A 21,347-nucleotide genomic window follows, 5' to 3' on the forward strand; every position below is an offset into this window, starting at 1 on the left:
GCGCGGGAGGATCAATCCGAGTCACGCAAAGGGTCAAGCAGCGACAGCGTGACCGCGTCGATCGGTAAATCCGTAAAGCAGAGCCCCTCAACCGCGCAGCAGCAGGTTGAGGTTCTCACGCTCCCAACGCAGTGCGGCAGCGTAGAGCGGAAAGGCCTTCTCCCGCTCCCGGAACGCCCGCGGGTGGTGCACCCGGCGGCCCGTCGCGTTGGAGCTGGGAAAGAGCTGGTGGAGCATCTCGTGGAAGAGGATGAACTCCACGAAGAAGGCGGGCACCTCGGGGCGATCCAACGCGGGGTGGATGCGGATTTCCCGCGTCTGATGATCATAGACGCCCAAACGAATGGACTTGCGGCGCCGACGAGGAGGCAGGCGACCCCAGCCCACGCGCGCCCGGATGGTGTCCTGGAAGTGGGTGCGGTTGAGCTGGTTGAACATCTCCTGCAGATTGAAGCAGCGGCCCTGGGGATCCAGATCGGCCTCGGCCGCGTGCCGCTCCTGGCGGATGCGCGGCTGCTGGCCCCGGATGTAGTCGTCCAGGATGACGCCGGCCATGCGGTTGCCGCGGCCCGCGTAGTCCGCCACCGCGCGCACCACCTCCTCCGGCGCATCCAGGAACATGTGGTGCAGCCGCAGTTGCAGCGCGTGGGCGGTGCGGCGGAAGGACACCATGGTGGAGCGGTTGTCCGTCACCGACAGGCGCACCGGGATGCGCAGGTTCGCCGACAGCCAGTAGGCGAGCGTCTCCGCCCGGGCCCACAGCTCGTCCCGGGTGGGCTGGGGCGCAATGGGCCATTCCTCGGGAACCACCGCCTCGGGAGGGACGTGCCCCACGAGGGGCGCCTCCTCGCGCGGGAGCGTGGCCAGCCGATGCGAGGCCTCCACGGCCCGATGGCGCGCGGACTGCGACTCGGCGCCCTGCTCGGAGGGCGCTCGCGGAAGGAGATAGAGGGGTTGGGTCGGGAGCGACGACACGCGGGGGGTATCGTACCCGGCGGCTCCCGGGACTCAAGACCGGCGGCACCTGCCCGCCCGCCCAGCGTCGCCCCGTCAACCCCGGCCGTGTCGTCTGCTCTCCTCCGCGAGCCGGGCCCCCAACGCCTCCACCGTCTCCGGCGTGGTGTGGAACGCCGCCCACACCTCCTCCATATCGCCCGCCTCTTCCACCGCCAGGCAGGCATCTCCCGCCGCCCGGGCCTGCGCCAGGTCCCCATGGCGACCCATCTGCACGCTCCAGCTCCCGTCCGGCCAGCGCTCGAAGGGGTAGAGCCGACACGCCAGGGGCCGCACCTCGGGGGGCAGGCCACACCCCTGGCCCCGCTCGTGGAAGACACAGGCCCCCGCGCGCGCGAGCAGCGTCAGCCGCACCGGCCCGCGACGGAAATAGCCCCGGTAGAGGGGACGGCGCGCCTCGTAGCCCGCCGCGTCCTCCTCGGTGAGGTACTCCTCGGCAACGAAGCGCCGGGGGGAAAACCCCGTGTGCGCGGCGATGCGCTCCACGTCCGAGCGCGTGAGGGTGGCCAGCTGCTCCCCCGGCTTCACCTCGCAGCACGAGCTGCCCAGCAGCCGCGGACAGCGGGCGCAGACCGGACCCATGGGCGGCGTGTCCGTCATGGGGCGGCGGGCGCCTCGCCCCCGCGCGTCTTGAGCAGCCGCTCCAGGCGCTCCGGCTCCAGGCGCACCACCAGCGTCTTCTCCCGGCTGTAGAGGACCTGTCCCGGCGCGCCCCCCTTCACCTTCTTCACGAACTTCACCGGCACCCAGCTCACCTCGCCGCGCGGCTCGCCCTTGGCCCCCGAGTGGTGCAGCGCCAGGTGCGCCGCGTCCAGGAGGACTTCCTGCGACACCTCCACGCCCTTCTCCAGGGGCACCACCACGTGGCTGCCGGGCAGTCCCCGGGCGTGCAGCCACAGGTGGCCCGGACGCGCCACCTTGAAGGTGAGCGTGTCGTTGTCCTCGCCGCCCTTGCCCACCCAGATGCGCTGGCCCCCGTGCCCCACGTACTCCTTGAAGGGCCGGGCCTCGGGCGGGCCGTCCTCGCCCACCCCCTTGCGCAGCACCTCCACCTGCGCGAGCAGCGCCGCCTCGTCCAGCGCCTCCAGCTGACGCAGCGCCAGTTGCGCGTGCTCCACCTCCCGCGCCAGCTCCGCCTCGCGCTGCCGCGCATGCTCCACGCCCCGCAGCAGGCGCCGGTACTGGTGGAAGTGCCAGTCCACCTCCTCCTTCGGCGTGCGCTTGGGGTCCAACGTCACCTTCACCTCCTCCACGCCCTCCTCGGTGTACGCGGTGAGCGTCACCTCGGACACGCCGCGCTTGAGGCGGTGGAGGTTCTGCGTGAGCAGCTCGCCCACCCGCCGGTGGCGCTCGGCCTCCGGGCCCCGCGCGGCCTCCGCGCGCACCTTCTCCAGCGTCCGCCCCGAGCGCTTGAGCCGCGCCCGGTACGGCAGCGTCAGCCGCCGACGGATCGTCTCCGCGCGGCTCGCCTTGTCCCGCGCGCCCAGGAGCCGCTCGGCCGCCTCGGCCAGGGGCAGGAAGTCGCCTTCCGTGGGCACGAGGCGCGAGGGCTGGCTCCGCGTCCGCTCGAGCACCTCGGGCGAGAGGGGCTCGGGAGGCGACCACTGGGCGCCCGGGTGCAGGGAGCGCCGCTGCGCGAGGCCCTCGCCCGAGAGCATCAACACCCGTCCCGCCTCCGTCGTCAGCACCAGTCCCCCGGGCGAGCCCAGCTCCAGCACGAGCCTCCGCCGGGAGTCATCGCTGTGCAGCTCGAGCACCACCAGCCGCTCGGTGTCCCGACAGGCGAGTCCCGCGAGCTTCAAGCCCACCAGCTCCTGGCGCAACCAGCGCTGGAAGGGGGCGGGCTCGCCCGGCGTGGGAAAGCGCTCGGCGGCCACGGAGACCCGAGCCAGCTCTCCCTCGGCGCACAGGCACAGGAGCACCGAGCGCCCCGGCACGCGCAGCTCCAGGTAGATCAGGCGCGGCAGGGGACACCACGCCTTCTGCACCACCGCGCCCGTCAGCCGCGCGGCCACCTCCGTCACCACCTGCTCCAACTCCGAGGGACGCAGCGACACCTCAGCCTCCTCACTGGCGCGAAAAACACGAACGGCCCGGCGGGAAGTCCGCCGAGCCGTTCAAACTGCGCCAGGTGACTGGCTCGAGTCTAGCCCTCGTCCTCGGACGGAGCGGCCTCGGTGGCGGCCTTGGCCGTGCGCTTGCGGGCCGGAGCCTTGCGGGTGGCGGTCTTCTTGCCAGCGGCCTTCTTGGCCGTGGTCTTGCCCGCCGCCTTCTTCGTGGCGGTGCGGGGAGCGGCGCTCTTGCGGGTCGTCTTCTTCGCGGCGGTCTTCTTCGTCGCGGCCTTCTTCGCGGTCTTCTTCTTCGCGGCCATCTAAAGCCTCCGTGGGTTACCGCCACTCGCTAGGAGTGGGGCCTGCACTCGCATGGGGAGTGCTTGTGGTGAAGAGTAGAGATGCCTTGCCAGTGTGTCAACGCATGGTGATGTAGTGCAACGCGTGGCGAGCCGATTTTTCGGCATCTCGCGCGCGATCAGGGCCCTCCGGACGGTGCTACAGGCGGTGGCTCCGGCGCTCCGGAGCCGATTTTCCGGCCTCCGCCGCGTTCCGGACGTGCCCTCGGGGCCCGAGGCAGTGTCGCCCCGCGCGCACTCGCGCGAGAAACGGCGCGAACTTCGCGGAGTTCGGCAGTGCGAGCGGGCACGTACGTGCTTACCGTTGCCTTCGCGATGAATGCTCACGTGAGAACCTTTCCTGACTCCTTCACCTTCGGTGTCGCCACATCCGCGTACCAGGTGGAGGGTGGCATCGAGAACGACTGGGCCGAGTGGGAGCGGGCCGGAAAGCTGAAGGAACCGCACGTGCGCTGCGGCCGGGGCGTGGACCACTGGAACCGCTACGAGGAGGACTACGGCCTGGCGCTGGACGTGGGCGCGAGCGCCTTCCGCATGTCGCTGGAGTGGGCGCGCATCGAGCCGGAGCGAGGGCGCATCGACGGCGCGGTGCTCGAGGCCTACCGTGAGCGGCTCTTGAAGATGAAGGCCCGGGGCCTGCGGCCGGTGGTGACGCTCCATCACTTCACCCACCCCACGTGGTTCCACCGCGACACCCCCTGGCACCAGCCCCAGAGCGTCGAGGCCTTCCGTGCCTATGTGCGCGCCTGCGCCCCCATCCTCCGGGGACTGGACGCGCTCGTCATCTCGCTGAACGAGCCCATGGTGCTGCTGCTCGGCGGCTACCTGCAGGGCCTGATGCCGCCGGGCATCTGCGACGGGGCGAAGACGATGGCGGCCCTGGGCAACATGGTACGCGCCCACGTGGCCGCGCGCGAGGAGCTCCAGGCGGCGCTCGGCCACGTGGAGATCGGCATCTCGCAGAACACGCTCGCCTTCGCGCCGGACCGCTCGTGGAATCCCCTGGATCGCGCGCTCGTGCGCCTGGGCGCCCAGGCCTACAACCACTCCTTCCACGAGGCGCTGGTGTCCGGAAAGCTCCGGGTGAACATGCCCGGCATCGGCTCCACGAAGCAGGACATCCCCGGGGCGAAGGACTCGTGCGACTTCATCGGAGTGAACTACTACACGCGCGCCCACCTGCGCTTCCTGCCGCGCGCCCCGTTCCTCTCCTTCCAGTTCCGCGACAAACACGGCCGGGGCCTCACGGACATCGGCTGGGAGGTATGGCCCGAGGGCTTCGGCCAGGTGCTGCGCGAGCTCAAGCGCTACGGGCTGCCGGTGTGGGTGACGGAGAACGGCATCGATGACCGCGGCGGGGAGCGCCGCCCGGCCTACCTGCGCGAGCACCTGGAGCAGGTGCTCACCGCGCGCGCCGAGGGCGTGGACGTGCGCGGCTACCTCTACTGGAGCCTCCTGGACAACTTCGAGTGGCTCGAGGGCTGGGGGCCGCGCTTCGGCCTGTACCACGTGGACTTCGAGACGCTCGAGCGCCGCCCCACCCCCGCCTGCCAGTTCTACCGGGAGGTGGCCACCACGCGGCGGCTGCCGAGCCTCGTCCCGCCGAGCCCCGTGGCCCCGCCCAACCTCATCGTTCAGCCGAGCGCGGCGCGGTAGTCCACGTCCTGCTCCTCGCCGGGCCCCTCGGGGTCCGCGCTCGCCGAGCCGAAGAAGCGGCGCACCGCGTCGCGCACCTCGTCGGGAGAGTCGAGCTGGTTGACCTCGGAGCGGAAGAGGGCGGCGCCGCGCAGGCCATGGCCGTACCAGGCCAGGTGCTTGCGGAAGGAGCGCACCGCGGCGAGCTCCAGCCCCGCGCCCACGAAGTCCAGGTGGGCGGCGAAGTGGCGGAGCACCCCCTCGCAGCGCTCCTCGGGCTCCGGAGGCGCGCCGCCGAGCAGCTCGCGGAAGAGCCACGGGTTGCCCAGCGCCCCGCGGCCCACCATCACGAAGTCACACCCCGTGGTCTCCAGCATCCGCCGCGCGTCCGCGGGCGTCTTCACGTCGCCGTTGCCGATGATGGGCCGGTCCGGGAAGTGCCGCTTGAGGTCGGCGATGACACGCCAGTCCGCCTGGCCCGAGTAGCCCTGGGCGCGGGTGCGCGGATGGATGGCGAGCCCCGCACACCCGGCGTCGAAGAGCGCGTGGGCCACCTGGAGGTAGTTGCGCTGGTGCTCGTCCCAGCCCGAGCGGATTTTACAGGTGACCGGCAGGCCGGTGGCCGCGTGGATGTCGCGCACCAGCGTGGCCGCCCGCTCCGGCTCGCACAAGAGGGCGCTGCCCGCGCCGTTGCGCGTCACCTTCTTCACGGGGCAGCCCATGTTGATGTCGATGATCTGCGCCCCATGGCTCTTGCCCACGAGCGCCGCGCGCACCATGGCCTCCGGCTCTCCCCCGAAGATCTGCAGGCTGTAGGGCCGCTCCACCTCCGGATTGAAACGGAGGTACTTGAGGGTGCGCTGGTTGGCGCGCATGAGGCCCTGGGAGCTCACCAGCTCGGTGGGACAGAGCGCCGCGCCCAACTGGAAGGCGATGACGCGGAACGGCATCTCGCTCACCCCCGCCATGGGGGCGAGGATGTAGGGGTTGGGCAGGGTGTAGGGACCGAGACGCGGCATGATGGGGGCGAGAACCTAGCGGATTGAATGGATTGTTCCAGGGGCGGCCGGGCACTGCGCGCGCGCGGGCCTTTGGTTAAGGTTCGGCCCCATGCTGCGCTTCCGGCTCGGAGACATCCCCGTCGAGATCCGTTTCTCGCACCTGCTCTTCTCCGCGCTCCTGGGCACCCTGCTGGCGAGGGATCTGCCAGGGGGAGACCCGGGCGCCTGGCCCTACCGTGAACTCCAGGACGCGGGCGGCCCGGACTATACCCGCACGGCGCTGCTCGTCGCGCTCGCCTGGATGGGCATCGTCTCCGTGACCGTGTTCGTCCACGAGGCGGGCCACGCGCTCATGCTCCGGGCCTTCGGCCACCGGCCCGGCATCCAGCTCGTCTGGCTGGGAGGCCACACCCGCCCCCGGGGCCGCTCGCCGCTGCCGTGGCATCAACACGTGATGACCACCGCCGCGGGGCCGCTCGCCGGACTGCTCGTGGGGCTGGGCGCCCTGGTCCTGTGGCACCATGGCGTGTCCCCCGGCGCCGAGGTGGCGCGCTTCCTGCTCGACGGGCTCTTCGCCACCAACATCCTCTGGAGCCTCTTCAACCTGTTGCCCGTGCCCAGCCTCGACGGGGGCGTGCTCGTGAGCGCCCTGGCCACGCGCCTGTTCGGCAAGGCGGGCTTCCTGTTCGCGCAGGGACTCGCGCTCGTGCTGTGCGTGGCCCTGCTCGCCTACGGGCTCGGCCATGCGCCCGTGCTCGGCATCCTCTTCGGGCTCTACGGCCTGCAGGCCCTGCGGCTGCTGCTGGCCGCCGCGCGGGGTGAGCTCCAGGTGTCCTCGGGCATGGCGCCGCGGCCTCTCGTCGAGGAACTGAACCAGGCCCGGGCGGCGCTCGACCACGGGCGGCTGGACGAGGCGCGGCAGCGGGGCGCACGCGTGCTGGAGGCCGGGGAGGCCACCTCGGAGCTCGTCGCGCGCGCGCACCATCTGCTCGGCTGGGTGGCCCTCAAGGAGGGCCAGGGGCGCCTGGCGCTCACTCACTTCTCCCAGGCGAGGCGCCAGCCGGTGGAGACCCACGCCGTGGCGGCGGCCTTCTCCCTGGTGGGCGACGAGCCCCGGGCGCTCGCCTTGTGGGAGATGGCCTGGAACGAGACGCGCGACCGCACGGTGCTGCACGAGTACGCCGGCTCGCTCATCCGCGCCGCGCAGGTGCACAGCGCCCTGCGCCTGCCCGGCGTGGAGGCCGAGACGGCGTTCCTGTGCGCCGGGCGTCCCCTCTTCACGCGCGGGGCCTACTCGGAGGCGGCGGCGATCGCCGAGGCGGGACTCGAGCACGCTCCGGGCGCGCGCCTCGCCTATGACGCGGCCTGCGCCCATGCCCGGGCGCGTCATCCGCTCGACGCGGTGCGCATGCTGCGGCGAGCCACGGAGCTGGGCTTCCAGGACGTGCACTACGCGGCGTCCGACGAGGACCTGGCCCCGCTGCACGGGCATCCGGATTTCGAACGCTGGCTCGGGGAGCTGCGGAAATCTCTCCCCGCCTGACACGGCCATGACACGCGGGAGTGTTGATGGGGCTCGAGACTGAGCACCTTCCGGCTCGGTCTGACTCCTGGTCCGAGGGCTCCCTTGACTGCTTCCTCTCCCGCGTCCGTTCAAGACGAGAAGATCAACTGGGTGGCATCCATCCCCTTCATCGGCATGCACCTGATGTGCCTCTTCGTGTTCGTCACGGGGGCGCGGCCGGTGGACGTGGCCGTGTGCGTGGGGCTGTACGTGCTGCGCATGTGGGGCATCACCGCGGGCTTCCACCGCTACTTCAGCCACCGCGCCTACCAGGCGGGCCGCGGCTTCCAGTTCTTCCTCGCGCTCGTGGGCACGCTGGCCCTGCAGAAGGGGCCCTTGTGGTGGGCGGCGCACCACCGCCACCACCACCGCTACTCGGACCAGGAGCAGGACATCCACTCGCCCCTGCAGAAGGGCTTCTGGTGGAGCCACGTCGGGTGGATCATCTGCGACAAGTACGGCGAGACGCGCTACGAGCACATCAAGGACTTCGCGCGCTTCCCGGAGCTGGTGTGGCTCAACAAGCTGCACGCGCTGCCCGGGGTGCTGCTCGCCGTGGCGCTCTACTTCCTCGGTGGCTTCTCGATGCTCGTGTGGGGCTTCTTCGTGAGCACCACCCTGCTCTACCACGGCACCTTCACCATCAACTCGCTCAGCCACGTGTTCGGCTCGCGCCGCTACAAGACGACGGACACCAGCCGCAACAACTGGCTGCTCGCGCTCATCACCCTGGGCGAGGGCTGGCACAACAACCACCACTACTACCAGAACACCGCCAACCAGGGCTGGTTCTGGTGGGAGGTGGACCTGAGCTACTACTCCCTCAAGGCGCTCTCCTGGGTGGGGCTGGTGAGCAAGCTGCGCACCCCCTCCGAGCAGGTGAAGAACGTCTACCTGAAGTACACCCCCGAGGAGCGCGCCGCGCTCAACGCCCCCCTCTTCTCCTGGTCCGCTCCCCTGGCCGCCCGCAAGAAGGCCGCCGAGCAGAAGGTCAAGGCCGCCGAGGAGAAGGTCCGCGAGGCCCTCGCCGCCGCGGCCGACAGCCTGCCCTCCGCCCAGGAGCCCCAGGGCCTGCTCAAGCCGTGAGGTAGGCGGCTCGCCTACACCTCTGGACGGCCCACGTCCTTCCCGTCCAGCGCTCGTCTCCCCCCTTGCCCGAGGAGAGTGTTCCTTTCGAGGCAAAGCACCTTGAAACCACCGGGGGGTGGACGTTTATTGGGAACACCAATGAAGGACGAGCCCCCGCCGGTTTCCCGATTCGCGTTGCGCGCGCAGCTGGAGCGCTTCACGCATGCGTCCCTGCAGGCCTTCAACCGGATCCGCCTTCCAGGCCCCTCGGTGCTGCCGGTGGCCGGAGCGGTGGTGGGCCTGTACAGCGGACTGGCCGCGGGCATCTTCTCCAACCTGATTGGCGTCATCCGCGGCGCCGCCTTCAACGTGGCCTGGCTGATGGATGCCATGCGGCAGCCCGGCTCGCGCATGCTGCTGTCCGTCTGGGACATGCTGAGCACGGCACGCTGGCACCTGGAGTACGCCATCATCGGCGCGCCCCTGGCGCTGGGCGCCCTGCTGCTCGCGCGCATCATCGAGCCCGGAGGCCCGCGTGACGAGGTGAAGCGCCGGCTGCGCCTGCTCGCCCTGCTGGTGCTCGGCGCGCTCGCCCTCTACTACCCTCTGGTGGCGCTCACCGCGCTCAACCGCGTCTTCAACCACGGCCACGAAACCACCGAGGTGCTCACCCATCTGCCCTGGTGGATCTTCCTGCTGATGCCCACCCTGGGTGGGCTCGCGGTGGGCCGCCTGCTGCGCGACTACCCGGACACCCGCGGCCACGGCCTGCCCGAGGTGGTCAAGGCGGTGAAGGGCAACCAGGCACTGCCCGGCGGGTTCGGGCTGCTCAAGCTCGTCGCCAGCGCGATCACCATCGGCACGGGAGGCTCGGCCGGGCGCGAAGGCCCCATCGTCTATGGCGGCGCCGCGTTCGCCTCCACCGTGGGCCGCACCCTGGGCTTCTCCCGGCGCGAGCTGGCCATCCTGCTCGCCTGCGGCGCGGGCTCGGGCATCGCCGCGTCCTTCAACGCCCCCATCGCCGGCGCCGTGTTCGCGATGGAAATCATCCTGCGCGAGTTCGAGCTGCGCGTCTTCTCGCCCATCATCCTCGCCAGCGTGGCGGGCACGCTCGTGGGCCGGGGCACCGTGGGCACCGAGTCGATGATCCACCGGCTCGGCTACCAGATGGTGAGCGGCTGGGAGGTCATCTGCTACGTGGGGCTGGGGCTGCTCTGCGGGCTGCTCGCGTATGCCTTCGTGCGGCTGCTGCACCACTCGGAGGACTTCTTCGGCGGCCGGTTCGAGGGACGGCTGTCGGCGTGGCTCGGCCAGCGCACGCTGTCCAAGCGAGCGGCCCTCGGCGGGCTGTGCTCGGGCGTGCTCGCCATGCTCAGCCCCACCGTGTGGGGCAGCGGGCATGACTACATCAACCTGGCGGCCATCGGGCAGCTGAGCCTCGTCTTCCTCGTCACCGCGTGCATCGTGAAGCTCGTGGCCACCGCCATCACCCTGGGCTCGGGCGGCTCGGGCGGCACCTTCTTCCCGTCGGCGCTCATGGGGGCCATGCTCGGGGGCGCCTTCGGCACCGTGGTGCACTACTTCTTTCCCACCAGCACCGGGCCCAGTGGCGCCTACGCCATCGTGGGCATGGGCGGCGCCATGGCGGCGCTCACCCGCGGACCGCTCACGGGCATGATGATGCTCTACGAGCTGAGCGGCAACCACGCCATCATCCTGCCGCTCATGGTGACGTGCACCATCTCCTCCGCGCTCTGCCACTACCTCATCGAGCGCCGCGCGCCCAAGTCGCAGACGGACGCGGAGCTCCTGTCCACCACGCCCGTGCGCGCGCTGATGCGCGAGCTGGCGCCGGTGCCCGCCGACATGCACCTGCGCCCGCTGATGGACCAGGTGTTCACCACCGAGAACGGCACGCTCCCCGTGCTCGATGGCGAGGGCAAGCTCTACGGCATCGTCCAGGCGGACCAGTTCCAGGACATCTGGCGCGACGAGACGCTCTACCCCGTGCTCGTCGCGAGCGACGTGGCGCGCAAGGTGCCCCTGCTGTCCCCGGACACGGACCTGGCGCAGGCGCTCTTCCTGATGGACCAGGAGGACGTGGACGCCCTGCCCGTCCAGGGGCCTCCCGGTGGACAGACCTGCGGGCTGCTCACACGCACCCGCGTGCGGCGCTTCCTCAACTCGCACCACACCAGCCAGCGAACCCAGCCCGAGCCGGAGCACCTCGTGGCGCCGACGGAAATCCGCAACTGAGGAACGCGCTGGTGGCGATTCTCAAGAACCCCCAGGACCGGCACACCCTCGAACAATCCCTGTTCTGCCGGGGGCTGAGCACGAGCGACCTCGACCTCGTCATCGCGCAAGCCCACACCCTGAAACTGAGAAAAGGCGCCGTCCTCTTCCATCAGGCCGACTCCGCCTCGTCGACCTACCTCGTCCTCTCGGGGCAGCTCAAGCTGACCCAGGTCACGGCCGACGGAGCCCGGACCTTTCTCCGGATCCTCGGGCCGGGGCAACTCCTCGCGCTCATCTCCGCCCTGGAGATCTCCACCTATCCCGCGACCGCGAAGGCCGAGCGCCCCTCCGTCGTGATGGGCTGGGAAGGCAAGACACTGGACCAGCTCTTCCTCGAGGTTCCAGGCCTCGCGCGCAACGGTCTTCGCATCCTCTACGGCCGCCTTCGGGAGATGCAGGAGCGCTTCGGCGAGCTCGCCGCGGAACGGACCGAGCGGCGTCTCGCGCGCGCGCTTTCCAAGCTCGCCCTCCAAGTCGGAAGGCCAGGACTCAACGGAGCCATCGTGCTGGAGCTCACGCTGTCGCGCGAGGAGCTCGCGGAGATGATCGGCACCACCCTGTTCTCCGTGAGCCGGATTCTCAACCAGTGGAAGAAGAATGGCTGGGTCCTGCTCGGCAGACAGTCCATCACCCTCACCGAGCCGGACGCCTTGCACCGCATCGCCGAGGAAGACGTGGGCTGAGTCCCGGCAGCCCTCCGCCAGGACTCGACGCCCTCCGGGTCACGCGGTCCGCGAGTCCACCCTCCGGGCAGCGCTGGAGGAGGTGGACCAGCCCATCTTCAGTCCGAGCACGAACCCTCCGAGCGCGAGGATTCCAAGCGCGAACACCGTATCACCGACGACCCGCATCCACCGCAGTCTGGCCATGAGGCCCGTTTGCAGGAACTCCGCCGAGCGCGCGTACCACATGCCGTGCTCGACACTCGCCCAGGTCTGAAGCAGACCAATGGGCAACAAGCTCAACAGGACCATCAGCGCGAGCCCGATGTTGATGGCCCAGAAGGCGAACCGGACCGCGCCCGCGTTCCAGACGCCTCCGACGTCCAGACCCTTCAGACAGAAGAGCATGAGTCCGATGCCCAGCATGCCGTACACGCCGAAGAGCGCGGTATGGCCATGAACGGCCGTCGTGTTCAATCCCTGCATGTAATAGAGCGCGATGGGAGGATTGATGAAGAAGCCGAACAGGCCCGCCCCCACCAGGTTCCAGAAGGCCACGGACACGAAGAAGAAGATGGGCCACTTGTACTGCTGGATCCACGGCCGGGCCCACGTCAGGCTCAGGTTCTCGTAACCCTCGAAGCCGATCAGCACGAGCGGCACCACCTCGAGCGCGCTGAACGTGGCTCCGAGCGCCAGGACCGCCGTCGGCGTGCCCGAGAAGTAGAGGTGGTGGAAGGTGCCGAGGATTCCACCCGTCAGGAACACCACCGTCGAGAAGAGCACCGCGGTCGTCGCGCTCGCCACCCGCAGCAGACCCATTCGCGTGAAGAGGAACGCGATGACGACCGTCGCGAAGACCTCGAAGAACCCCTCGACCCACAGGTGCACGACCCACCACCGCCAATACTCCGCGATGGCGAGGTTCGTCTGACGGCCCCACATCAGACCCGCTCCGTAGAAGGCGGCGATCGCCAGGGACGAAATCAAGAAGAGACCGAGCAGGTGCCGGTTCTCGCTCGGCCGCGCGACGGCGGGCCAGAGCGCCCGTCCCATCAGGGCCAACCACACGAAGAGTCCCACGAAGAGGAAGATCTGCCAGAACCGTCCCAGGTCCACGTATTCATAACCCTGGTGCCCGAACCAGAAGTTCGTCTCGAGCCCGAGCTTCTGCGCGATGCCGAGCCACTGCCCGGCCATCGAGCCGACGACGATGATCAACAGACAGACGAAGAGGAAGTTCACGCCCAGGCGTTGGAACCGGGGCTCGTGGCCGGAGACCGCGGGTGCGATGAAGAGCCCGGTGGCGAGCCAGGCGGTCGCGATCCAGAAGATGCCGAGCTGCGTATGCCAGGTGCGCGTCACGGAGTAGGGCAGCCAGCGATCCAACGGGATGCCGTAGAAGCCACTACCCTCGACGCCATAATGGGCGGAGATCGCGCCGAGCAGGACCTGCACGACGATCAAGGCGGCGACGACCCAGAAATACTTCAAGGTCGCGCGCATCGACGGCGTCGGCTGGAGCTCGAAAAGCGGATCGCTCTCCGGGAGCACATGCGGCGCCTCGAGAGCGTTCTGGTGGTTGACACGCGCGAGGTACCAGACCATCGCGCCGATACCGGCCAGGAGCAGCACGAAGCTCGCCACCGACCAGACGACCATCGAGCCCGTGGGACGGTTCTCGATGAGCTCCTCCGGCGGCCAGTTGCTGGTGTAGGTGATTGGCTCCCCGGGGCGATTCGTGGACGTGGCCCAGGCCGCCCAGAAGAAGAACGCATTCATCCGCCGCTGGCGCTCGGGATCCTCGAGGGTGTTCCTCCGGATGGCGTAGGCATCCCGAAGCGCATCGAGCGCCGGATCATTTCCAAAGAGCGCCGTGTAGTGCGCCCCGACCTGTTGGATGGCCTCGGCGCGAAGGGATGAGACGGAGAGGGAACCGGTCGAGGGCTCGTACGTATTCGTGCGCAGCTCCTTCTTCAGGCGCTCACGCAGGACGGCCTGGGTCTCGGCGTCGAGCTCCGCGTAGGGCCTCGCCTTCTCGGCCTTCGCCCAATGGTCGAGCAGCCACGTCGCTTCGCGATGGAGCCAGTCCGCGGTCCAGTCCGGAGCGACGTAGGCGCCGTGCCCCCAGATGCTGCCCACCTCCTGCCCACCCATGGATTGCCAGACATTCTGACCGTCGCGGATGTCCTGTCCGGTGAAGAGGACCTTCCCGCCAGCCGTGACGACTTGTTCGGGTATGGGCGGGGCCTTCCGGTAGATTTCCCGGCCGTAGTAGCCGAGGACGAAAAACGAACTCAACATCACGGCCAGAAAGGCCATCCAAAGCCTGAAGTACCTCATCGGTTCATTCCCTTTCACCAGTGATTGCACCGGGGATAGCAGGGCCGGGGCACGCGTTCCTTGCGCTGCGTCAAACACCCCTCGAACTTGGAAGCCCAACCAGATGGCTTTTCCTTGAATTACCTTGATTGAGGTCCTTCCATCGATTAATCTGGGTTACTCTGGATGACAGTTCTGCTGTTCCTCGAAAAAGATTCTTTCCAAGGAGATGGAATGAATATCCTCGGTGTCGTGAAGAAGCAGGCGTTGGGGTGCGTGATGGGTACCCTCGCCGGGTTGCTCTTGTCCTCCTGCGGCCCGGGAGAGTTGTCAGACGCGAAGAGCAGCCCGGAGTCCACGGATCAGCTCGCCGCGGAGGCCGCCAGCACGATTTCCTGGAAGGGATATACGTGGCGGGTCACGAACGGAGGCATGGCCGGCGTTGCCCCCGGCAGCCCCAGCAACGTCTTCGTGGATGCGAATGGCTACCTGCACCTGAAGATCACCAAATCCGGTAGCTCGTGGACGGCCGCCGAGCTGTTCACGACGAGCAAGCTCGGCTTTGGCACCTACCGGTGGCAGATCGACGGCCCGGTGGACAAGCTGGACAAGAACGTCGTGCTGGGGCTGTTCCCCTACGGCCCCGCCGGGGGGATCGGCGGGGACGGCACCAACGAGATCGACATCGAGTACGCCCGCTGGGGCAATTCCGCCTGGCCCAATGGCAACTGGACCATCTATCCCGCTTCGGGGACAACGGTCGGCTCGAGCACCTTCAACTTCACCCTGGGAAGCACCTACACGACCTCGACCTTCGTCTGGAAGAGCGGCAACATCGCGTTCTCGTTGCAGGAGGGCTTCAAGGCGAACGGGGACACCAGCGGCCTCATCAAGAGCTGGACCTACGCGCCGTCGAGCCCCACCACGAACATTCCCCAGCAGGCCCTGCCGCTGGGCATGAACCTGTGGTGCTTCGGGGCGCCGCCCTCGAATGGCCAGAACGTCGAGATCATCATCCGCGACTTCCAGTTCATTCCCCAGTAATCGGGCCGATCGTCACGGTGAACCCGGAGGGTTGGAGACGAGCCTCCGGGGGGCGGGGAAGGTGAACGCGACCCAGGCCACCGCCACGCCACAGAGGGCCGCCGCGAGCGTGAAGTGCCAGGCGTAGCCGAGCGCCTGGGCGCTGAAGCCACTCACGGCCGCGGCGCCTCCGGTGGCCATGACGACGAGCGAGGCCTGCACCGTGTAGTCGGACGCGGCGTGCTCCGCGCGGCACAGGCCCATCATCCCCGTGAAGAGCGCCGCGGTGGCCATGCCACTGGTGAGGTGCTCCACGCCACACACGAGCGTGAGCACCGCGAGGCCCGCCCCCCTACTCGCGGCCAGGGCATAGAGCAGCACCGCACCGGCCTGAAGGGTGCCGAAGACGAGCAGCGCGCGCCGCTGCCCCAGCCGATGGACGAGTGCCCCTCCCACGAGCGCGCCGAGCAGCCCGGTGGTGAAACCCACGAACCCGAGCATCCAGCCCACCTGAGACAGGCCCAGCCCCGCGTCGACCAGGAAGGTGCGCAGCATTCCCGTCGCCAGGCTCTCCCCCGCCTTGAAGAGCACGAGCAGGATGAACCACGTGCCGGCACCCGGGCGGCGCACCCAGTAGAGCAGGGCCTCGCGCAGCCAGCGCCCCAGGCTCCCCTCCGCGCTCCGCGGCTCGCGCGAGGGGGACTCACGGAAGAGCGCCACCGGCACCGTGGCCACGAGCAGCAGCACTCCCAGGCTCACCAGGGTGGGCCGCCAGCCCAGCGCATCGAAGATGAGCAGCATCAACCCGCCGCCGACAATCATCCCCACCCGGTAGCCCGCCACCTGGATGCCGTTGCCCCAGCCCAGCTCCTCGGGCTCGAGCAGGTCCACCGCGAGCCCGTCCGTGGCCACGTCCTGCGTGGCCGCCAACAGGTTGACGAGCAGCATGGCCACCAGGAGCGTGGGCACGCTCGCGCTCCCCTCGGGCAGGGCGAGCCCCAAGAGCAGCGCCGCCGACAGGAACTGGAGCGGGAGGATGTAGCCGCGCCGCCGTCCCAGCCGCTGCGAGCCGTACCGGTCCATCACCGGGGCCCAGAGGAACTTGAGCGCCCACGGCAGCGCGAGCAGGTGGGCCAGTCCGATGGCTGGCAACGACAGGCCCTGCTTGCGCAGGAGCACCGGGAGCGCCTGGGTGAAGAAGCCAAAGGGCAGCCCCTGCGAGAAGTAGAGACTCGTGAGCAGTCCGAGCTTCATGGAGGACTTCAGCGCGGTCTTCATGGGCCCCTGTTTCCTGGTTGGTCGACCAACTTATAGAACCCGGGAGGAACGGCGTCAACAGCGGGCGGCCCTGGGTCAGGTAGGGAAAAGCCCGTAGTGGAGTCGACCGCGTCTATTCTCCCAGCCCTTCCTCCGCTCTCCGCTTGCGTCGCTCGTGGAGCCGCTCAACACGAGAGAAAGGGAACAGGGCGCGGTGATTGATGTTCCGGTAATACACCGCGAGGTAGTGCTCGCCGCCAATCTGTATAACGGTCTGGGCCGGGGGCTCGGCCTGACCGTTGAACCAGATGTCCGCATCCTCACGCGTGTTGAACGTCACCCCCGCTGGAGGCAGGCCGTCCCTCATCATCTCCTCGAGGTGGTATTCAAGATCGGGAGCTGGGACGAGCGAGCAACGCGTTCCATCACGAGAAGAGAGGACGACGTGGTATTTGTCCGCGATCAGCACCAGGGCCAGATCGGGTGGCTTGGATTGGGTCCTGAGCCAGGCGTCCGCTTCGTCACGCGTGTTGAAGGCGGCGATGACCCGGTGGGGGGCGTTGGCTTCGACGTCCTTGAGGTAGCTCTCGAACTCATACGACTGACCATTCCTCCAGACGAACCAAAGCGCTTCAATGGCGAGGAGAAGCAACTTCTTCTCCTCCGGTGACTGCGCGTTTTCACGGTTCTTGCCGAGGAGTTCCTGCGCTTCGAGGATCTGGTCAAAAATTGTCACGGCGCCACCGCCGCGATGGAGGGCTCGTGGACAACTTCCGATGAAGCCATGACCGCCACTGGAATCAAGGCAATGATGGCTCCTGGGGGAAAGGCCACGATGAAAGCAATTCCCGCGACCACGACAACGCTTCCCGCCAGGACTTCGTCGCGATGGCGCTTCAACCAGTCAATCGCCGGGGCCGCGGCCGAAAACTCCCGGGGACGAAGATTCTGCAATTCCTCGCAGTCACGATAGGGCTGCCAGCAGCCCTTCCCGCAATACTCCCTCTTGGCTCCAGCCGAGGTGATGTGCGCGTAGTCTGCCGAAAGAGGCCGCTCCATACACGTATCGATGCAGTCGTTGAATTCCTCATGGCAATCTCGCTGGCGAGCAACCGCGAGAATGATCCGCCTGGATGTCCTTTCAGCGCGTGGTTGGAGACCGAGTCGCGACAAGTCGAACTCCTCGACGGGACGCCAGTCGTGCGTGACGCGACCGCGAGGGGTCTCCTGAATGACGAGCACGTACCGATTGAGTTCTTCAACGGCTGGAGATACACCACCGCCCGGCATCTCCACGGCCCCATCGGAGCCCGCGTCATTGGTCGGCTCCAGAGTCGCCGGTCCCGATGCGCAGCCGGACACGAGCACCCCCAGGACGACCACCGTCCCCAGGCTCAGGTTGTAGTTCGATCGTTTCATGCGAAAGACACTACCGACGCAAGACGGCAACGCAAAAGCGGAAAGCAAGCTGGACTCTCCACTAGCGTGCCCCGAAACACCTGGAGCCCCCGCGTCCGACGGGCTCCCTACCCGTGGGATGGATCGTGCGAGACGCCGCGCCCCTCTGTGACAACGCCCCCTCGCGCAGGCGGGCCCTGGCCGAAGCGGCGCTCGTGCTCGCCACCGTGTTCCTCCCGGCCAACCTCGCCGATTTCGGACGCGGGGCGCTGATCACCGCCACGGCCCTGCTGGCCCTCTGGGGGCTCGCCCTGCTGCATCCCTGGACGCAGTGGCGTGCGGGACAGCGGAGACGGGCCGTGGGCACGCTGCTCTTGTGGCCCCTGGCGCTCGGCGCCTCGCTCGGAAGCGCCTGGTTCATGGAGCGGCCCACACCGCCCCCCCGCCTCGGGGTGAGCCACGCCCGGCCCGCCTCCGGCGCGGGCATCGAGCTCACCCTCGTGAAGCCGGGACTGCCAGCCGACGGACGGCTGCAAGTGGGCGATCGCATCCTCGCCGTGGACGGCACGCCCCTGTCCACGAGCGAGCCCGAGCTGGACTTCCAGACGCGCGTGAGCGAGGCCGGAGGCGGCCAGTCGACCACCCTCCGCTTCACCCTGGAGCGCGCGGGCGAGACGCGCGAGGTGAGCGTCCCCGTGGGCCCCGCCTCGCCCAAGACCCGGCCCTTCCAGGGCGAGGCGATGACCTGGCTGTGCGTGCGAGCGCTCGGGATGAGCCTGCTCGTGGCCCTGCTGCTGTGGCGCAATGGCCAGGGGCCCGCCCAGGTGGGGCTCGTGCGCGAGGGGCTGGGGCGCGAGCTGCTCTGGGGCCTGCCCGTGCTCGTCGGCACGTATGCCGTCCATATCGCCGCCTCCCTGCCCCTGGCCTTCCTGGGCGCGCTCCTCCACCTGTCCGGCAAGGAGATGGCCGCGCGCAAGGAGGTGGCCACCGGGCTCGTGGAGACGGGGCTGGGCGTGCCCGCCTTCGCCCTGATGATGGTGCTCGTCACCGGCTTCGAGGAGCTCACCTTCCGGGGCTTCCTCGTGCCGAGGCTCCGGGTGGTGCTGGGCCACTGGTACGTGGCGGTGGGCGTGGCCGCCGTGCTCTTCGGGCTGGGGCACGTCTACGAGGGCACCCTCGCCGTCGTCCAGACGGCCGTGCTCGGGACCTGGTTCGGCCTCGTCTTCGTCCATCGCACGCGCCTACCTTCAGTGATGATGGCCCACGCGGCCTTCAACACCCTCAACTTCACCCTCATGCTGTGGCTCCAGCGCTCGGGCCTCCTCGAGAAGCTCACCCAGCTCGCCCCCAGGTAGTCCCGCCATGCTCCCCCACCTGCTCCGCCTCTCGCGACACAACCCTCCGGTGCGGATGGAAACCATTCCCCGGGAAGAGTTCTCCCCCGGGCTCCTTCGCGAACTGCATGCGCTCGCCAACGGCCTGATGGCCGAGGACGAGGAACACTTCCGCGTGCACGCCCTGAGCAACGATCTCGTCCATGTGTTCCGGCGGCAGGACACGGAGGCGGTGGTGGGCTTCCAGTTCTGGAAGGCGGGGCCCATCGACCTGCCCCGCGCCCGCGCCATCTTCGGAGGCAAGCTGCGAATCCAGCCCGCGTTCCGCCAGCGAGGCCTGCACCTGCTCTCCGGCCTGACGTTCTTCTTCCAGGACAAGCTCCAGCACCCACTCAGCCGCCACTACCGGCTGTCCATCGCCAGCCCGTTCGGCTTCGTGTCCATCACCGAGGCCCTCGCCCACTACCACCCCTTCCAGCCCCGGCCACGCACCCGCGAGCAGCAGGCCCTCCGGGACGCCTTCCTCGCCCTGGCCCGGGAGAGTGACTTCCAGGTCGACGAGGAGAGCGGCGTCTTCTTCGTCGGCATCTTCATGACGCCCGAGACGCTCGGCCGCTATCCGCCGGCCTACTTCGAGCGGCCCTCGGCCCAGGCCTACGCCGCCATCAATCCCGACTTCCGCACCAACGGTTGCTACGTGGGCTTCTGGTTCCGCTTCACGCCGGACAACCTGGCCTCGCTGACCCATGCCACCATGCGCAAGCTGCTGCGGCGTCAGGACGCGGACGTCTGAGGCGAGCAAGCATACATCCCCTCGGCACCACTGCTCGCACAGCACTCCTGGGAGCGGCTTGACAAACAACCTCCAGGCACACACGCTTCCTCCATGGGGCCTCAAGCAGATCTGGTGGTTCGAGACCGACAGAACCGGAGTGTCCTCATTGTCGAGGTCAAGAGCAGAGCCGTGAGCCGGTCCAAGTTCCACCTGCCGGAGTCACTTCTCTCCGCGAGCGAGAAGGTCCCTTTCGCCATGTGGGTCGATCCGGAGGAACTCCGGATCTTCCGTGGTGGCTTTGGTGATCTCTCCAACCCCATCTGTACGCTCCGCACCCGAGACATCCTCCAGCACTACGACCGGGAGTTCGCGAGCAAGCGCATTTTCAGCCCCTACCTCACGACTTTAGTGGACGCGTGGCTGAGAGATCTCGCCTATCACTGGAAGAGTCCGGTGCCACCTGCCGCCGCGGAGTTGGAGGCGCTCGGGCTGCTGCAACAGCTCAGTGGGGGGTCGACTGAAACCGAGGCGAGGGTGTGATTCTCTACGTAGAGACCAATTTCTTGATGGCCGTCGCGACGGGCCGTGAATCAAACGTACAGGATCTTCTCAAGGCCATCCCGCCCCTCGTCCTCGCCCTGCCAACGATCTCTATCATGGAGGCCTTCTCCGCACTGGAGGCTGACATCAAGGGCCGAAAAGAGTTCGACCGCCAGTTGGAGCAGCAGATCGGCCAACTGCGCCGTGACAACACCTCGCACAATGCCTCCTCCCTCCTCATGAGCTTGGAGCAAGCGAAGATCCAACACGCCGGACTCGTGAATGACGTCCAGGGTCGCATGTTCGAGTTGCTCCGGGAGCTGTCCTCCAAAGCGACATGGCTCGACACGAGTCCACGGATTTTACTCGAGGCCGTGGAGACCGAACTGATCGAGGGGGAACCAACGGACAACCTGATCCTACACACCATCCTCCATCACAGTCAGCAGTACGCCCCGGGGCCCAAGGCGTTCCTGAGCGAGAACACCAGGAGCTTCGAGCAACCGGATGTGAAAAACGCATTGGTCGCCAGTGGCATCAAATTCTTCAGCCGCTCCCGTTCCTTCTTGGAATGGGGTAGTCGTCAACCCTCTGGCTTTTGACCGTCTCCCCGAGCGTCATCCAGGCCGCATCCCTCATTCGCGGCGGCGTCCTCAAATCCCAGCTTGATGAGCCTCGGATGCACGACTCGTCGCGCGCCACGCCCGGGCGAACCCTCCCGACAGCACGAAGCGGGGAAACGTCACCCACTGCTCGGCGAAGATGCGCGCGAGCACGTCCAAGGGGCCGCGGAAGGGCACGGGCGCGACCCGCTCCATCCGGTGACCGCGACCCTGGACCGCCATCGCCCCCACCATGGCCACGGCGCCAGGCAACACCCAGGCGAATGACGTGAAGGGCGCGGCCACCAGGCACAACGTGCCGAGCTGGAACACGGGCACCGACACCCCGTGCAGCAGCAGGTTGCGGCGCGCGGCGTGGTTGTCCGGGTAGAGCTTCCACTGCCAGGGGAGGAGTTTCTCGGAGCGTTCCATCATGGGGGAAAC

Annotated in this window: 20 protein-coding genes; 10 read left to right on the forward strand and 10 right to left on the reverse strand. The window is 68.4% G+C overall.

Annotated features, from left to right (window positions below; translation table 11 throughout):
• Positions 1-87: 87 nt before the first annotated feature.
• From CYFUS_RS43550 to CYFUS_RS43565, 4 genes are all read right to left on the reverse strand, one after another.
• Complete coding sequence (locus CYFUS_RS43550) at positions 88-975, reverse strand: hypothetical protein (RefSeq protein WP_095990585.1); 888 nt, start codon at positions 973-975, stop codon at positions 88-90.
• A 75-nt stretch (positions 976-1,050) separates the two neighbouring features.
• Positions 1,051-1,614, reverse strand: a complete 564-nt coding sequence (locus CYFUS_RS43555; RefSeq protein ID WP_095990586.1) for a hypothetical protein — start codon at positions 1,612-1,614, stop codon at positions 1,051-1,053.
• On the reverse strand, positions 1,611-3,071 hold the full coding sequence (locus tag CYFUS_RS43560) for an NFACT RNA binding domain-containing protein (RefSeq protein WP_095990587.1): 1,461 nt from the start codon (positions 3,069-3,071) through the stop codon (positions 1,611-1,613). Before CYFUS_RS43560 ends, CYFUS_RS43555 begins: the two co-directional genes overlap by 4 nt.
• An 89-nt stretch (positions 3,072-3,160) precedes the next feature.
• A complete protein-coding gene (locus CYFUS_RS43565; protein WP_095990588.1) occupies positions 3,161-3,385 on the reverse strand; it encodes an excinuclease ABC subunit A in 225 nt (74 codons plus the stop codon).
• Positions 3,386-3,739: 354 nt separating this feature from the next.
• Between CYFUS_RS43565 and CYFUS_RS43570 the strand changes: the two genes are divergently transcribed.
• Positions 3,740-5,080 (forward strand): glycoside hydrolase family 1 protein, encoded by a 1,341-nt coding sequence (locus CYFUS_RS43570; RefSeq protein WP_095990589.1) that lies wholly within the window; start codon positions 3,740-3,742, stop codon positions 5,078-5,080.
• On the opposite strand, the gene dusB is transcribed toward CYFUS_RS43570, so the two are convergent.
• Positions 5,059-6,078 carry a tRNA dihydrouridine synthase DusB gene (dusB, locus tag CYFUS_RS43575; protein ID WP_095990590.1) on the reverse strand — a complete coding sequence of 340 codons (1,020 nt, stop codon included), beginning with the start codon at positions 6,076-6,078 and terminating at the stop codon, positions 5,059-5,061. The two genes, CYFUS_RS43570 and dusB, sit on opposite strands and share 22 nt — an antisense overlap.
• Positions 6,079-6,169: 91 nt before the next feature.
• Here dusB and CYFUS_RS43580 point away from each other — a divergent pair, with 91 nt between their 5' ends.
• The 4 genes from CYFUS_RS43580 to CYFUS_RS52060 all read left to right on the forward strand — a co-directional run bounded on the left by CYFUS_RS43580 (position 6,170) and on the right by CYFUS_RS52060 (position 11,673).
• A complete protein-coding gene (locus CYFUS_RS43580) occupies positions 6,170-7,603 on the forward strand; it encodes a TPR end-of-group domain-containing protein (RefSeq protein WP_095990591.1) in 1,434 nt (477 codons plus the stop codon).
• Positions 7,604-7,687: 84 nt separating this feature from the next.
• The gene (locus tag CYFUS_RS43585; protein WP_095990592.1) at positions 7,688-8,710 is read left to right on the forward strand and encodes an acyl-CoA desaturase; all 1,023 of its coding nucleotides are present in this window, start codon (positions 7,688-7,690) and stop codon (positions 8,708-8,710) included.
• A 141-nt stretch (positions 8,711-8,851) separates the two neighbouring features.
• The gene (locus CYFUS_RS43590; protein ID WP_095990593.1) at positions 8,852-10,948 is read left to right on the forward strand and encodes a chloride channel protein; all 2,097 of its coding nucleotides are present in this window, start codon (positions 8,852-8,854) and stop codon (positions 10,946-10,948) included.
• An 11-nt stretch (positions 10,949-10,959) separates the two neighbouring features.
• On the forward strand, positions 10,960-11,673 hold the full coding sequence (locus tag CYFUS_RS52060) for a Crp/Fnr family transcriptional regulator (RefSeq protein ID WP_198316340.1): 714 nt from the start codon (positions 10,960-10,962) through the stop codon (positions 11,671-11,673).
• Between the two features lie 39 nt (positions 11,674-11,712).
• Here CYFUS_RS52060 and CYFUS_RS43605 read toward each other — a convergent pair whose 3' ends face one another.
• Positions 11,713-13,974 carry a nitric-oxide reductase large subunit gene (locus CYFUS_RS43605; RefSeq protein WP_332468322.1) on the reverse strand — a complete coding sequence of 754 codons (2,262 nt, stop codon included), beginning with the start codon at positions 13,972-13,974 and terminating at the stop codon, positions 11,713-11,715.
• A gap of 234 nt (positions 13,975-14,208) precedes the next feature.
• On the opposite strand from CYFUS_RS43605, the gene CYFUS_RS43610 reads away from it, so the two are divergent.
• The gene (locus tag CYFUS_RS43610; RefSeq protein WP_095990596.1) at positions 14,209-15,018 is read left to right on the forward strand and encodes a glycoside hydrolase family 16 protein; all 810 of its coding nucleotides are present in this window, start codon (positions 14,209-14,211) and stop codon (positions 15,016-15,018) included.
• Between the two features lie 12 nt (positions 15,019-15,030).
• Here CYFUS_RS43610 and CYFUS_RS43615 read toward each other — a convergent pair whose 3' ends face one another.
• The 3 genes from CYFUS_RS43615 to CYFUS_RS43625 form a co-directional block, all read right to left on the reverse strand.
• Positions 15,031-16,275: an MFS transporter gene (locus CYFUS_RS43615; RefSeq protein WP_232537142.1), complete on the reverse strand. Its 1,245-nt coding sequence runs from the start codon at positions 16,273-16,275 to the stop codon at positions 15,031-15,033.
• 112 nt (positions 16,276-16,387) lie between these two features.
• Entirely contained in the window at positions 16,388-16,990 is a 603-nt protein-coding gene (locus tag CYFUS_RS43620; RefSeq protein WP_095990597.1) for a head protein, read from the reverse strand.
• Entirely contained in the window at positions 16,987-17,673 is a 687-nt protein-coding gene (locus tag CYFUS_RS43625; protein WP_157758987.1) for a hypothetical protein, read from the reverse strand. The genes CYFUS_RS43620 and CYFUS_RS43625 overlap by 4 nt, the downstream gene beginning before the upstream one ends.
• Positions 17,674-17,798: 125 nt before the next feature.
• Between CYFUS_RS43625 and CYFUS_RS43630 the strand changes: the two genes are divergently transcribed.
• The 4 genes from CYFUS_RS43630 to CYFUS_RS43645 all read left to right on the forward strand — a co-directional run bounded on the left by CYFUS_RS43630 (position 17,799) and on the right by CYFUS_RS43645 (position 20,903).
• The gene (locus tag CYFUS_RS43630; RefSeq protein WP_095992576.1) at positions 17,799-19,007 is read left to right on the forward strand and encodes a type II CAAX prenyl endopeptidase Rce1 family protein; all 1,209 of its coding nucleotides are present in this window, start codon (positions 17,799-17,801) and stop codon (positions 19,005-19,007) included.
• A 7-nt stretch (positions 19,008-19,014) separates the two neighbouring features.
• Complete coding sequence (locus CYFUS_RS43635) at positions 19,015-19,779, forward strand: hypothetical protein (RefSeq protein ID WP_232537143.1); 765 nt, start codon at positions 19,015-19,017, stop codon at positions 19,777-19,779.
• Between the two features lie 171 nt (positions 19,780-19,950).
• Positions 19,951-20,301 carry a hypothetical protein gene (locus tag CYFUS_RS43640; protein ID WP_095990599.1) on the forward strand — a complete coding sequence of 117 codons (351 nt, stop codon included), beginning with the start codon at positions 19,951-19,953 and terminating at the stop codon, positions 20,299-20,301.
• Complete coding sequence (locus CYFUS_RS43645; RefSeq protein ID WP_095990600.1) at positions 20,298-20,903, forward strand: PIN domain-containing protein; 606 nt, start codon at positions 20,298-20,300, stop codon at positions 20,901-20,903. The genes CYFUS_RS43640 and CYFUS_RS43645 overlap by 4 nt, the downstream gene beginning before the upstream one ends.
• A 51-nt stretch (positions 20,904-20,954) precedes the next feature.
• On the opposite strand, the gene CYFUS_RS43650 is transcribed toward CYFUS_RS43645, so the two are convergent.
• On the reverse strand, positions 20,955-21,338 hold the full coding sequence (locus tag CYFUS_RS43650) for a terminase (RefSeq protein WP_095990601.1): 384 nt from the start codon (positions 21,336-21,338) through the stop codon (positions 20,955-20,957).
• Positions 21,339-21,347: the final 9 nt, after the last annotated feature.

It is taken from the genome of Cystobacter fuscus (assembly GCF_002305875.1).
GTDB lineage: Bacteria > Myxococcota > Myxococcia > Myxococcales > Myxococcaceae > Cystobacter > Cystobacter fuscus_A.

What these genes read in the sequence shown, in the direction of transcription:
- CYFUS_RS43555 (WP_095990586.1), bottom strand. Translation starts at nt 1,614, where the DNA reads ATGACGGACACGCCGCCCATGGGTCCGGTCTGCGCCCGCTGTCCGCGG.
- CYFUS_RS43565 (WP_095990588.1), bottom strand. Translation starts at nt 3,385, where the DNA reads ATGGCCGCGAAGAAGAAGACCGCGAAGAAGGCCGCGACGAAGAAGACC.
- CYFUS_RS43570 (WP_095990589.1), top strand. Translation starts at nt 3,740, where the DNA reads ATGAATGCTCACGTGAGAACCTTTCCTGACTCCTTCACCTTCGGTGTC.
- dusB (WP_095990590.1), bottom strand. Translation starts at nt 6,078, where the DNA reads ATGCCGCGTCTCGGTCCCTACACCCTGCCCAACCCCTACATCCTCGCC.
- CYFUS_RS43580 (WP_095990591.1), top strand. Translation starts at nt 6,170, where the DNA reads ATGCTGCGCTTCCGGCTCGGAGACATCCCCGTCGAGATCCGTTTCTCG.
- CYFUS_RS43590 (WP_095990593.1), top strand. Translation starts at nt 8,852, where the DNA reads ATGAAGGACGAGCCCCCGCCGGTTTCCCGATTCGCGTTGCGCGCGCAG.
- CYFUS_RS43605 (WP_332468322.1), bottom strand. Translation starts at nt 13,974, where the DNA reads ATGGCCTTTCTGGCCGTGATGTTGAGTTCGTTTTTCGTCCTCGGCTAC.
- CYFUS_RS43610 (WP_095990596.1), top strand. Translation starts at nt 14,209, where the DNA reads ATGAATATCCTCGGTGTCGTGAAGAAGCAGGCGTTGGGGTGCGTGATG.
- CYFUS_RS43615 (WP_232537142.1), bottom strand. Translation starts at nt 16,275, where the DNA reads ATGAAGACCGCGCTGAAGTCCTCCATGAAGCTCGGACTGCTCACGAGT.
- CYFUS_RS43625 (WP_157758987.1), bottom strand. Translation starts at nt 17,673, where the DNA reads ATGAAACGATCGAACTACAACCTGAGCCTGGGGACGGTGGTCGTCCTG.
- CYFUS_RS43635 (WP_232537143.1), top strand. Translation starts at nt 19,015, where the DNA reads ATGCTCCCCCACCTGCTCCGCCTCTCGCGACACAACCCTCCGGTGCGG.
- CYFUS_RS43650 (WP_095990601.1), bottom strand. Translation starts at nt 21,338, where the DNA reads ATGATGGAACGCTCCGAGAAACTCCTCCCCTGGCAGTGGAAGCTCTAC.